The organism is Hymenobacter sp., assembly GCF_036388155.1.
GTDB lineage: Bacteria > Bacteroidota > Bacteroidia > Cytophagales > Hymenobacteraceae > Hymenobacter.
In genome coordinates, this window is the sequence record NZ_DASVSI010000167.1 from 1 (window position 1) to 12,626 (window position 12,626).

General features: G+C 65.7%; 8 protein-coding genes. 4 read left to right on the top strand and 4 right to left on the bottom strand.

Features of this window, described 5'->3' with window-relative positions:
• Positions 1-119 precede the first annotated feature (119 nt).
• Positions 120-1,673 (bottom strand): DUF1800 domain-containing protein, encoded by a 1,554-nt coding sequence (locus VF629_RS23860; RefSeq protein WP_331061023.1) that lies wholly within the window; start codon positions 1,671-1,673, stop codon positions 120-122.
• Positions 1,674-1,928: 255 nt separating this feature from the next.
• A complete protein-coding gene (locus VF629_RS23865; protein ID WP_331061024.1) occupies positions 1,929-4,529 on the bottom strand; it encodes a lamin tail domain-containing protein in 2,601 nt (866 codons plus the stop codon).
• A 200-nt stretch (positions 4,530-4,729) separates the two neighbouring features.
• Between VF629_RS23865 and VF629_RS23870 the strand changes: the two genes are divergently transcribed.
• Genes VF629_RS23870 through VF629_RS23880 form a run of 3 tightly spaced genes read left to right on the top strand, consistent with a single transcriptional unit; the run spans position 4,730 to position 8,340 of the window.
• Positions 4,730-5,731: an aspartate-semialdehyde dehydrogenase gene (locus VF629_RS23870; RefSeq protein ID WP_331061025.1), complete on the top strand. Its 1,002-nt coding sequence runs from the start codon at positions 4,730-4,732 to the stop codon at positions 5,729-5,731.
• A gap of 42 nt (positions 5,732-5,773) precedes the next feature.
• Positions 5,774-7,723, top strand: a complete 1,950-nt coding sequence (locus tag VF629_RS23875; RefSeq protein WP_331061026.1) for a carboxypeptidase-like regulatory domain-containing protein — start codon at positions 5,774-5,776, stop codon at positions 7,721-7,723.
• Positions 7,724-7,728: 5 nt separating this feature from the next.
• The gene (locus VF629_RS23880; RefSeq protein ID WP_331061027.1) at positions 7,729-8,340 is read left to right on the top strand and encodes a DNA-3-methyladenine glycosylase; all 612 of its coding nucleotides are present in this window, start codon (positions 7,729-7,731) and stop codon (positions 8,338-8,340) included.
• A 296-nt stretch (positions 8,341-8,636) separates the two neighbouring features.
• Here the strand turns inward: VF629_RS23880 and VF629_RS23885 are convergent, their stop codons facing one another.
• Complete coding sequence (locus VF629_RS23885; protein ID WP_331061028.1) at positions 8,637-9,104, bottom strand: GNAT family N-acetyltransferase; 468 nt, start codon at positions 9,102-9,104, stop codon at positions 8,637-8,639.
• A gap of 134 nt (positions 9,105-9,238) precedes the next feature.
• Between VF629_RS23885 and VF629_RS23890 the strand changes: the two genes are divergently transcribed.
• Positions 9,239-10,636 carry a PQQ-dependent sugar dehydrogenase gene (locus tag VF629_RS23890; protein WP_331061029.1) on the top strand — a complete coding sequence of 466 codons (1,398 nt, stop codon included), beginning with the start codon at positions 9,239-9,241 and terminating at the stop codon, positions 10,634-10,636.
• A gap of 172 nt (positions 10,637-10,808) precedes the next feature.
• Here VF629_RS23890 and VF629_RS23895 read toward each other — a convergent pair.
• A partial coding sequence (locus VF629_RS23895) for a T9SS type A sorting domain-containing protein (RefSeq protein ID WP_331061030.1) occupies positions 10,809-12,626 on the bottom strand: 1,818 nt, incomplete at its 5' end.

Genomic DNA, 12,626 nt, shown 5'->3' on the forward strand with positions numbered 1-12,626 from the left:
TGAACGATACTGGAACGCCCCTGCTGCGAGCCGTTCAACGACTCCCTGCGGTGCCACCACCCCCGTCCGAGCCTGCGGCTCGAACATCCCCTCCTCGGCTGAGGAGGGGAGTTTGATGTTTAGGCAAGCTGGTATTCGGGCAGGCTCAGCAGGCTGATTAGGGTGGTGCGCAGGGCTTCGGCGGGCTCTTTTTGCTGGGCGGCTTGCTGCACCAGCCGCAAGTTCTCGGGGCGGATGGTGGCTTGCAGCAGGAACTGGCTTAGCTTTTCGGGTTGCTGGGGGGCGGGCGTGCTGCCCAGCAGCTGTTGCAGCGGTGCCAGCGGCAGCTGCGCCCGGGTGCCGGGCGCTACGGTGCGCTGGGCTTTGGTGAGGTTGGGGGCAATGTCGTTTTCGTCCTGCTTCAAGGCCACCGCGAATTCGGCATTCTTAAATAGAATGGCCGGCAGCTGCAAGCGCAGCAGCAGCGACGACGAATCTATCCAGTTGCGGCCGCCGGGCCAGCCGGCCACGTTCGGCGGCTGAAACAAGGTTTGACCCAATGCCCGCTGGTAGCCCAGCAGGGGTTTGTCGTTGTCAATCTTCACGTTGAGCGTGCGCCGGATGCCGGCCAGCAGCTCCACCGGCGACTTGATGTGCGTGCCCACGTTGGCGGGCTCGTAAAACCAGTCGGCCGAAAACAGGCGCTCCATGAGGTCGGCAATGTCGTAGCCGCTTTTGCGGAAGGCCCCGGCCAGCGGTTCGATGTGCGCCGGGTTGGGCACGTCGTTCACGAAGAAGCGGTAGATTTTCGTGACCAAAAACGTGGCCGCCGCCGGCTGCTTCAAGATAAGTGCCAGCACCTCTTCGCCCGAAAAATTGCCGGTGCTGCCCAGGAAGGTTTTGGGCCCCGCGTCGTGCTCCCGCTCTCGGAATTTGAAGTTGTACTCGTAGTCGTAGCCCCAGCCGGTGAAGGCGCGGGCGGCTTCTTTCACGTCCTGCTCGGTATAGTTGCCGCGGCCCAGCGTGAAGAGCTCCATCACCTCGCGGGCGAAGTTTTCGTTGGGGTGCGCCTTGCGGTTTTGCTGGTTATTGAGGAACTGCAGCATGGCTGGCTCCTTGCTCACGGCCAGCAGCAGGTCGGGAAATTTGCCCAGCGCGTGCTGGCGGGTGGTATTGTGCAGGCTGAGGGCCGCGTTGGGCTGGCGCACGCGGCAGGCAAAATGCCCGTGCCAGAACAGCGTCATTTTCTCGCGCAGCTGGGCCGGCGAGGCGGCCATGCGGTCCATCCAGGCGGTGCTGATGTTGGCAAAAGCGTCGCGGATACCTTCGTTCTGCATTTTGCGCTGCTCGGGCGTGAGCGCGGCCCGGCGCAGGCGCGGCACTCCGGTCGCCAGGGTGCCGCCCCGCAGCGCCGAGCGCGGGCGCATGGCGGGCACCACGCCGGGGGCGTCGGGCGGCGTGGTCACGGTGCCGTCGGGCACCGGCTTTTTGGTGGTCGAGGCCGGGTCGGTCATCACCATGCCATGGGGCTCGGTGAAGCTCAGGCCGGCTCCGGTCAGGGGCTCGTACTTCTCAGAATCGTGCAGTAACTGGCGCAGGGCTTTGCGCGGACTCGGGTTTCCCGCCACGTCTTGCGGCCGGGGCCCAAAACCGGCCCGCCAGTAGAGGTGCTGCAATTGCTGGTTGCTGTTCATGCCCTGTCAGACGTTAAACGCAGCACTTCGTTTAATGAGGAATGAAGAATAAAGAACGGCTGGCGCGCGTCTGTGACGCGTGCCGACTAGTTGGGCGTTTGCAACGCCCCCGGTCGCGCCGTTCGCGCGCCGTTCGGGCTTCGTTCACGCGGCGGGCCGGAGGCCCGAAGCCAGTCGGCACGCGTTGCAAACGCGCGCCAGCCGCGCCGGCCGCCGGCCATTCCTCCTTCCTCAGTCCTCATTAAGCAGCAGGCGTTAAAACCTCGCGCCTAGCACCACGGTCTTTTTGTACTCGCGCCGCTCGCCGCCGCTCGGGCGGAACAGCTCCACGTGCAGGATGTAGTAACCCACGGCGGCCTTGCGGCCTCGGTCGTCGATGCCGTCCCACTGCAAAAAGCCGGTGGTGGGCAGGGTTTCGTTGCGCACCAGGCGGCGCGTTAGGCGGCCCAGGGCGTCGTACACGGTCACGGAGGCGGCGTAGCCGGTTTGGTCGAGGTGGTAGGTGAGGGTGGCAAAGTCTTGCTGGCCGTCGTCGTCGGGCGTGAACACCGACGGTTCCACGGTCAGCTCCTGGTTGCCGCCGGGCGCGTCTTGGGCCTGCGAATTAGCCTGGCCGGGTGTGGCATACCCCACGGCGCCGGCGGCCGAGTGAAAGTTGCTGCCAGCACTGGGGCCATTGGCCCGAATGCGCTCCAGCGAAACCCCGTCCTGGGTGGCCAGCAGGCTTAGGTGGAGGTTCTTGCTGTAAGCAAACCGGTCAATTTCCAAACTGGCAGCGTTGAAAAGCTGGACGATGCCTTCGTCGGGAAACGAGGGCAGGCTCGGAATCTGGACCAGATTCGCCGCTTCGCTGCTGGTGGGGTACTGCGACTGCAGGTTGCTGGTGCTGGTGCTGAAGGCCAGTACCTGGCCGGGAGCCAGCACCAGCGGGCCGGCGCTAAGCACGTCGGAGTCGGCGGTGCCATCAGGCTTGAGGTTGGCAACCTGCCAGCCCTGCAAGTCGATGAATTTGGTGCTGCGATTGAGTAACTCCACGAAGCGGACGCTGCCCACCCGCGGGTTGAACAGCAGCTCGTTGACGACCACGTCGCCGCTCACGGCGGCCTCGGGCAGCGCGAAGCTGGCCGACTGCAAGGCGCCGCTGGCGTTGCCGGCGCAGTCGGTGGCGGTTTGCACGGTGAGGGAGGTGGGGCGGCTGGCCAGCAGGGGCGCACCCAGCGTGAGGTCGACTTGCCGGAAGTCGGGGGCCACGGGCACCGCCCGCGTCAGCGCCGGGCCCCCGGCCGCCAGGGCGTAGCGGCTGAGCACGGCCGCGGTGGCGCTGTCTAACTTTTCGGAGAAATAGACCCGCACAGTGGCGGCGCTGAGGGCCACCGCGCGCAGCAGGGTAGGGGCCGCGGCGTCGGGGCGGGCCGCGCGCACCGAGTTGGCTTTGCCGGGCGTGCCGCCACTGGCGTCGGTGCTGGCGGTCCAGTTGTCGGCCCCGGCGCAGTAATTATTCGCGTCAATCATTTCCAGGCTCCAGCCGCCTTCCTTCTTCTTGGCGTCGCGGTACCACGAGTCAGAATAGTTCACTTCAAACAACGTCCGGCCGTCGCGGCCGCGCAGCACCAGCTGGTCGCCGCCGTTGCTGAGCGAGGGAAAGTTGGTGAGGCCGTACACTTTCACTCCCAAGCCCGCAAACAGGGCCGTCCGCGTGTTCCCGCACACGATGGCGTGCTGGCCAGGCAAAAGCCGGGCGGTATCGGCCAGGATGGCGGCGGTAGTAGCGCCGGCTTTGCCCAGGCGCACACCGCCCAGGCCGAGGGTTTTGGTGGCGCTGCGGTTATGGATTTCCACATACTCTGACAGCGGCAGTCCGACCTGCGGCGTTTCATCAGCAAAAATTTCGGTGATGACCAAGTCGCCCACCTGGGGCACCGCGGGCGGCGCCGTGAAGGCCACGGTGAGCGGCCCGGCGGCCACGTTGCCGTACAAGTCGGCCACGTTGCGCACTTCCAGCACGTTTTGGGCGGCCACGTCGCTGCCGAAGGTGAGGCGCACCACGGCCGGGTTGCTGGCCAGCACCTGGGCCGCGACCGGCACGGCGCCACTCTGCAGGCGGTAGTTGGCCAGCGCCACGGCACTGGCAGCGCCCACGGCCTCGTTGAATCCTACGTCCACTTGGCGCGCATCGAGGGGCACGGCCCGCACCAACAGCGGCGCGGTGGCATCGGTCACCACAAAATCATCAAAATAGAAGTTGCGGCTGTTGGCCGACGAGTACACCAACGACACGCCCAACGCCACGCTGCGCTGGTAGGTGGCATCGGTGGGTTGGGCAGCCTCGGCCACGAAGGCGCGGCCGCCGGTGAGGTCGCGCTCCAGCGTCCAGCGGTTGGCGGTGGTGCGCGTCACGCGTACCCGCACGAGGTTGTTGGTGGTGCTGGTCAGCGTGCCGTTGGCGCCGTCGATGACCGGCACCGGGGCGCGGGTCGAGTCCCGCCGAAAGAGGCTCACCTCGTCGTCGGTGCCGCCGAGGCGCACGTAATAGCCGGAATTGTTGCTGCTGCGCAGGTCGGCCTGCGAGGCCATGAGCCACACATCGGCCAGGTTGCCCGAGCTGGTGCCCAGGCGCAGGTTGGCCCAAAACTCCCATACCGTGCCGGTGCTTGCCTGGCTGGGCGTGCTCAGCTGCAGCTGCGTGTTGGTTACCGCCGGGCCGTTGCTTTGCAGCTGCTGGGTAGCTACCTGGAAACTGGCTGCATCGCCGCTCCAAGCAGGATTTGCCGTAAAGTTGCCATCGATAAATGCTTCGTTCAGCTGGGCCGAGGCCAACAGGGGAAAGAAGAGGAATAGTAGAAGTAACGCCTTCATTTAGGAGCAAGCAAGTATTAGCCGTCCCTAATGTAAGCCCATCCGGAGGATATAATTGCCTAGCCAACCGGTACGGTTGGCAAAGGACCATGGCCTACGTGCCCAGAAGCGGCAATTACGCATAAGAACTGATTGCCACTTTCTTGCCGACCTTTGCAGAAAGCGGCCGCAGTAGGTCGCTTCCCAACTAGTTAACTCCCATGAAACTTGCTATTGTGGGTGCCACCGGCTTGGTTGGCACCGAGCTACTCAAAGTGCTGGCCGAGCGCCAGTTTCCCCTCACCGAACTGTTGCCCGTGGCTTCGGCCAAATCGGTGGGCCAGTTCATTGAATTTCAGGGCCAGCAGTACCCCGTGGTGAGCATGGACAACGCCATTGCGGCCCAGCCCGACATCGCCATTTTCTCGGCGGGCGGCTCGGTGAGCAAGGAGCACGCCCCGCGCTTTGCCGCAGTGGGCACCACGGTCATCGACAACTCCTCGGCCTGGCGCATGGACCCCACCAAGAAACTGGTGGTGCCCGAGCTGAACGCCGACACGCTCACGGCCGAAGACAAAATCATCGCCAACCCCAACTGCTCCACCATTCAGCTGGTGGTGGCGCTCAACGAGCTGCACAAGGCCTACAAAGTCGAGCGCATTGTGGTGAGCACCTACCAGAGCGTGACCGGCACCGGCAAGAAAGCCGTGGACCAGCTCCTGGAAGAGCGCGCCGGCCAAACGGCCAGCAACCCCGCCTACCCGCACCCCATCGACTTGAACGTGTTGCCCCATATCGACGTGTTCGAAGCCAACGGCTACACCAAAGAGGAGCTGAAGATGGTGAACGAGACCAAGAAGATTATGGGCGACGACACCATTCGCGTCACCGCCACCTGCGTGCGCATTCCCGTCATGGGCGGCCACTCGGAGGCCGTGAACGTGGAGTTTGCCCACGAGTTTGACTTGGCCGACGTCCGTGCCATCTTGGCCCGCACGCCGGGCGTGGAACTGGTCGACGACCCGTCTCAGAACCAGTACCCCATGCCCAAAGACAGCCACGGCAAGGACGCTGTGCTGGTGGGCCGGCTGCGCCGCGACGAAACCCAGCCCCGCACCCTCAACATGTGGGTGGTGGCTGATAACCTGCGCAAAGGCGCCGCCACCAACGCCGTGCAGATTGCCGAGTATTTGCTGAATAAATTGGTGCCCGCCGCCGTCTAGTGCAAGCCCTCGGCGTGACGATACCGTGAAACAATGCCGGTGATGAAGCGCTGCCTGCTCTTGTTGTGGCTACTCTTGCTGATGGGGCCCGCGCTTGCGCAGGGCCCCATTTTGTTGCGCGGGCGGGTGGTGGACGCCGAAACCAACCAGCCCATCCCCAACGCGCAAGCGGGCGTGGCCGGCAACCGCATTGGCACCAGCACCAACGAAGACGGCCGCTTCGCCCTGAGCATTCCGCCGCAGTACCAGCAAGAACCGCTGGAGGTGGCGCTATTGGGTTACCGCAAGTACAGCCAGCCCTTGCCGCCCCTGCCGGCGCCAGAGCTGCGCATTGCCTTGCAAATCAGCCCGGCGGCGCTGGGCGAGGTGCGCGTGACCGGCTCGGTGCTGGGCATTGTGCGGGAGGCCGTGGCGCGCATTCCGCGCAACTACCCCGTGCGGCCCACCCGCCTCACCGGCTTTTACCGGGAGTCTGACAACGACGAGGCCGGCGCGCCGCGCTACCTGGTAGAAGGCTTGCTGCTGGTGCTAAAGGCGCCTTACACTGCGCGCACCGCCACCGGCGAGGTGCAGATTCAGCAGTCGCGCAAGGTGGACCTGCGGCCCCGCGCCGTCATGCTCATCGACTGGGCGGGCGGGCCGTTTATTCCGCATCTGGCCGATTTTGTGCACCGCCGCGCGCAATTTATTGACGCCAAGCATTTCCGGGAGTACGACTACCGGTTGGCGCCCGGCAGTACCTACCTCGACCGGCCGGTGTACGTGGTGGCCTTCGCGCCCAAGGCCGGCAACCGCCGTGCCGACTTCAAAGGGCGCATGTACATCGACCAGGACAGCTACGCCTTCCTGGGGGCCGAGTGGCAATACACCAAGGCGGGCCTGGCGCGCGGCACCGAACCCGCCGACACCCGCGCCCTGCGCGTGGCTTACCAGCCCTACGCCGGCCGCTGGCACCTCAAAAGCGTGTGGTGGCAAACCAAAGCGCGTCTGCCCGTGGGGCCGCCGCTGAATTATTTCGGGGAGTTCCTGACCACGGCCATCGACACGGCGCAAGCGCCGCCGCCTTCCTACACCGAACGGGCCCAGTACCGCGACGTGTTTCTGCACAATGCGGTGCCTTACGATTCGGCCTTTTGGCAAAACCAAACCACGCTGCTGCCGCCCGAACGCCTGCGCCAGGCCTTGCTCGACCAAGTGCGCCAGCAGCGGGCCGACTCCTTGTTTAAGCAACCACCTGCGGGGGACGGCCCGGCCGAAGCACCGCCAGCGGCGTCGGGCCTCGCGAAGTGGCTGAGCCGCATTCGGTACGGCGCCGCGGCGGGAAGCTGGCCGCTACAGGTAGCGGCCGGTCAGTTGGCGCTCGACTATGCGCCCGCGGGCTCGGGGTTTCGGGCGCAGGGCACGGCGGGCGTGGCGGAGCAGGCCCTCACCGCGTGGTGGAGCGCCGAATACCTATTTGACCTGACGCCCAAGTTGGCGGTGCGCGTGGCCACCCGGCACGTGTTTCGCCAGTTTATTGGCGACGGCTGGGCCGCTGGCATGAGCTACCAGCACAACTTCAACCCGCGCCACCGGCCCATTTTTGGGCGAGCGGGGCTGGCGTACACCCGCCAAACGGTGGCGCGTCGGGTGGGGTCGTTTGAGCGGGCCGGGGCCCGGGTGCGCGTGGGCGGCACCACCCTCACCGCCGACGAGCTGGGCGTGCAAGTGCAGTCGACGGCCGACGCCGTGCAGCCGACCCTGGGCCTGGGCGTTGAGCTCAGCCACAAGTGGGAATTGGTGGCCGACCTGGGCTACCTGCTGCCCCTGCGCACCCGCACCGAGGTGCAAGTGAAAGAGGAAAGCGGGTTTTTCCTGACCCGCAGCTCGGCCGCCCTCACCCTGCCGCACCACGACGTGCGCTTGCAGCTGAACGACCGGCCCATTGGCGCCGTACCGTGGCAACAGCAGCGCTGGCTGTTCAGCTTTGGCTTGCTCTACCGTCTCCGCTAATGCCCATGACTGCTCCCAAATTGCCCGCGGCTTTCTTCCAACGCCCCGACCCGCTGCAAATAGCCCGCGACCTGCTTGGCAAGCACTTGTACACCAACATTGGCGGCGTGCTCACGGCGGGCCGCGTGGTTGAAACCGAGGCGTACCGGCACGAAGGCGACCATTCGCTGACCTTGCACTTGCAGCGCAAGCGCCAGCAGGCGCAGGGCCTGTACGTGCCCGGTGGCCAGGCTTACATCTACACCGTTTACAACAAATACGCCCTGTTTAACATCGCCACCCACGACGCCACTCACCCCGACACCGTGCTCATCCGGGCCGTGGAGCCGACCGTGGGCATCGCGGAGATGCTGCTGCGGCGCGGGCTGCCCGGCGTGGTGCGGTCCCTCACCGCAGGCCCCGGCGTAATGAGTCAGGCCCTGGGCATCACGCCCGCGCTCACCGGCCTGCCCGTGACCGGCGAGGTGCTGTGGTTCGAGGACCACGGCGAAACCGTGGCGGCGGCCGACACCGTGGCCAGCGCCCGGGTGGGGCTGGAGTATGCGGGCGTTGAAGCCGCGGGGCTGCCGTGGCGCTTCCGCATCAAGGACAGCAAGTGGACGAGTCCGGCCAAATGAAAGCCGGGGGCGCTGCGCTTGGTTGGGAAGGTAAAGAATTTAGAAAGTCATCTCACCGCAAGGTCTTCATGCAGAGCGCAGCGAACCGAAGGTCGGCGTAGCCGACATCTTGCTCGCTTCGCCTGTCATGCTGAGCTTGCGAAGCATCTTCTCAGGTCAGAACGTGTCGTTCAGCGGTAAGAAGATGCTTGGCTACGCCGACCTTCGGTTCGCTGCGCTTCGTTCAGCATGACAGGCGATTGAATTACTCCCCCACGCGAGATGTCTCGGCTGCGCTCGACATGACAGTCGTTATCTCATTCCTCATTCGGAGCGGGGTAGGGGTTGGGGTGCTTGATTTCCAGCCACCGGTCGGGGCGGTCTAGAAGCGTGTAGCCGAATTTTTGGTAAAGGGTGTGGGCGTCGAAGGTGGCGAGCAGGTGGCGGCGCAGGCCCTGCAAATCGGGGTGAGCCAGCATTTGCTGCACCAGCCACTTGGAGAGGCCTTGGTCCCGGTACTCGGGCAGCACGAACACGTCGCACAGCCAAGCAAAGGTGGCGCGGTCGGTCACGACGCGGCAGAAGGCGGCTTGGCGGCCGTCGGGGGCGTAGAGGCCGAAGGGGAGGGAGTTGGCGATGGCGCGCTCCACGGTGGCACGCTGAATGTGCTTGGCCCAGTACGACTCTTCGCTCAGCCAGCGGTGGATGGCGGCCACGTCGAGCCGGCCAGGGTCGGTGCTGAGCGTGTAGCCGGCCGGATGGGTTTGGGTATAGAATGCGGGCATGGAACGAGTGAAAAAAGCTCCGCAAGCTACAAAATCGGGGTAGCGCACGTCGGCGCAACATCCGAGCGGAGCCGGGCATCGTTAACTTAATTCCTCAAGAGCAGTTGTCAACATCTCACCCTTAGCCTATTGCCATGAAATTTCTACACGTTGCGACCCTGGCCCTTCTCGCGGGCGGGTTTCCGCTGGCGGCCTGCGCCCAGGCCCCGGCTCCCAGCACCTTTGCGGTGGGCACCACCACGGTTACCAACACGGTGTTGGCCTCGAACCTCGAACACATTTGGGAGCTGGCCTGGGGTCCCGACAACTTCCTGTGGATGACCGAACGTTCCGGCCGCATCAGCCGCGTAGACCCCACCACCGGGCAGGTGCTGCCCCTGCTCACCCTGCCCGACGTGACGCCCACTGGCGAGAGTGGCCTGCTGGGCATGGTGCTGCATCCGCAGTTTGCCACTTCGCCCTACGTGTACGTGGTGTACAACTACAGCGAAGGCGGCGCGCTGAAGGAAAAGCTGGTGCGCTACACCTACTCCGCCACGGCCGGTACGCTGAGCGCCCCGCTGGTGCTGCTTGGCGGCATTGAGGCCACTACCACGCACAGCGGTTCGCGCCTGGTCATCCTGGCCGATGGCACGCTGCTCATGAGCACCGGCGACGCCCAGCAGCTGCCCGAGGCGCAAAGCATGGCCTCGCTCAACGGCAAGATTCTGCGCATGAACCTCGACGGCACCGTGCCCGCCGACAACCCTACGCCCGGCAGCCGGGTGTTTACCCTGGGCCACCGCAACCCCCAGGGCCTGGTGCAGCTGCCCAACGGCCGCATTTACAGCTCAGAGCACGGCCCCAGCAACGACGACGAAATCAACAAGATTGAACCGGGCCGCAACTACGGCTGGCCCAACGTGGAAGGCGCGTGCAACTTGTCCAACGAAACTGCCTTTTGCGCCGCCAACAACGTGCGCGAGCCCCTCTATACCTGGACGCCCACCATTGCGCCGGCCGGCTTGGCCTACTACGACCACCCCGCCATTCCGGGCTGGCGCGGCAGCTTACTGCTCGCCGTGCTCAAAAACAACCAGCTCACCCAACTGCCGCTCAATGCCGCGGGGCTGGCCATTGCGGGCACCCCCGTCAACTTCGTCACCACATTCGGCCGGTTGCGCGCCATTTGCGTGTCGCCCCAGGGCAAGGTGTACATCGGCACTAGCAACGGCCGGGCGTCCGCCACGGGCGGGAACGACCGGATTTTGGTGCTGGAAAACACCGCTTACGTGGCCTCCGGCAACCGGTCGGGCACCAGCGCTTTTGCGTTCGACGTGTACCCCAATCCCGCCCGCCGCCAGGCCACCGTGCGGCTAGCCGCCACCACCACGCGCCTCACCGTGCGGGACTTATTGGGCCGCGCCGTGCTTTCCCTGCGCCCCGTGGGCCCTACCGCCACCCTGGACTTAGCCGCCCTGCGAGCCGGCAGCTACACGGTACAAGCCGAAGGGCCGGCAGGCAGCGCCACCCGCAAGCTGGTAGTGGAGTAAGCCGTTAGTTGTTAGTTGTCAGTTGTTAGTTGTCAGTCGATAAATATCCATCATCAGCCCTGACAACTGACAACCAGCAACTGACAACTAACAACCAGCAACTAAAGAAATGACCACAAACAAAAAGGTCCGGCAATTGCCGGACCTTTTTGTTTGTCGTGGGTGCAGGGAGTTATTCCAGCACCACTTTGCGGGTGAGTACTTGCCCGGCCACCGTGACGCGGAGGGTGTACAAACCGGTAGCCAGGCCACGGGTAGCCAATGTCTGCTCGGTTGTGCCGCTCAGCGACTTGGTCAGCACCACTTGGCCCAGGGCGTTGAGCAGCGTGGCTTGGCCAGTTCCGCTCAAGCCGTTCAGGCGCAGGGTGAGCTGGCCGGTGTTGCTCGGGTTGGGGTACACCACCAGGGCGTTGGTTTCGGCTTTGGCCTGCGTGCCGGTCGGCACCAGGTTGGAGCCGGCTACCGTGAAGGTGCCCTGCGTGTCGGAGCTGGTGAGGCCGCTGATGGCCAGGTAGTAGCGCGTGCCGGCCGTCAGGCCCGTCACCACTACCGGACCGGCGAAGCCCACGTTGGCCGCCGCGCTGCCGGCGCAGAACACCTCGTTGAACGGACCCGCCGCGCAGTCGGGGCTGGTGAAGACGCGCACGGCGCCCGCAGCCGTACCCGTCAGGGTGAGGCTGGTGGTGGTGCCGGTGGGCGTGAAGGAGAACCACACGTCGCGGGGCAGCGAGCCACCGGCGCAGGTCGGCGTGTTGATGCCGGGCTGGATGCTGGTGGTGGCCCCCACGTTGGTGCCGCTCACAGGTGCCGTGCCCAGGGCCACGGCGCCGCAAGGCTCGTTGTTGTTGGTGGCCGTGATGGGCGTCGAGAAGGCGAAGGGCGTCGACCGCGGGCTGCTGCCGTTGAAGCCGCCGCACAACTGCTGCACGTAGAACTCATACGCCGTGTTCGGCGTGAGGCCGGTCAGCGAAACCGTCTGCGCCGTCAGGCCGGGCAGGGTGGTGCCGCCGGTGGCGGGGTTGAAGCCCGCCGGGCCGTATATCACCGAAAACGTGTTGCCCGTCGTCACGGGTACCGACCACGTCAGGGTGGCCGTGGTGCTGGTGGGCGTCACGGCCGCGAGGCCCCCGGGGGTGGGGCAGTTCGGTACCGGCGTGGCGCAAATGGTGAAATTGCCCGCCGTGGTGGCCGCCGTGTAGCCGCTCACCCGCAAGTAGTAGGTGGTGTTCGGCAGCAGGTTGGCCAGGTCGAGGTTGGGCGCGGCCGTGTTGGCCGCCGTGCCCGAGCACGCGATGTAGGTAAGCGGACCGGTGCACGCGGCGCCCGAATAGGCCCGCACCACGCCGGCCGCGCCGCCCGTCACCGAGATGCGCACCACCGTGCTGGTAGGCCCGGTAGCGGCCGTAGTGAACTTAAACCACACGTCGTTGGGGGTGGTGAGAGTGCCGCAGCCGGTGCCCTGGCCGCCCGCGCCATACACGGTGCCGGGCGTGTTGGTGGCGCCCGCCGTTGTGGCGGCCACGGGCGTACAAACGTTGCTCACCGTGAGCGTGGTCGCGCCGCAGGGCTCGTCGTTCACAATCTGCGTGGTGAAGGACTGCGGGCCGGCCGTGCCGGAATTGGTGCCCGCGGCGCAGTTCAGCGTGACGTAGAACTGATACGTGGTGCCCGCCGCCAGGCCGGTGATGTTGAGCGGAGGCGCCGTAATGCCCGTCACCGTGGTGCCGCCGGTGGCGGGGTTGAAGCCGGTCGGGCCGTACACCACCGTGTAGGTGCCGGTGCCGCCCGTCAGCCACGAGAGGGCCGCGGTGGTCTGGGTGGTGGTGGCCGTGAGCAAGGCCGGGGTCAAGCAGCCGGTGGCCGACTGCAGCACAATGTTGTCCAGGCCGATGTCGGTGGTGCCGAAATCGGCCCGCCCGCGGAAGCGCAGCACGGCCGTGGCCGAGGTGCTGGTGATGGGCAGCACCACCGTGACAAAGCCCGTGGCCAC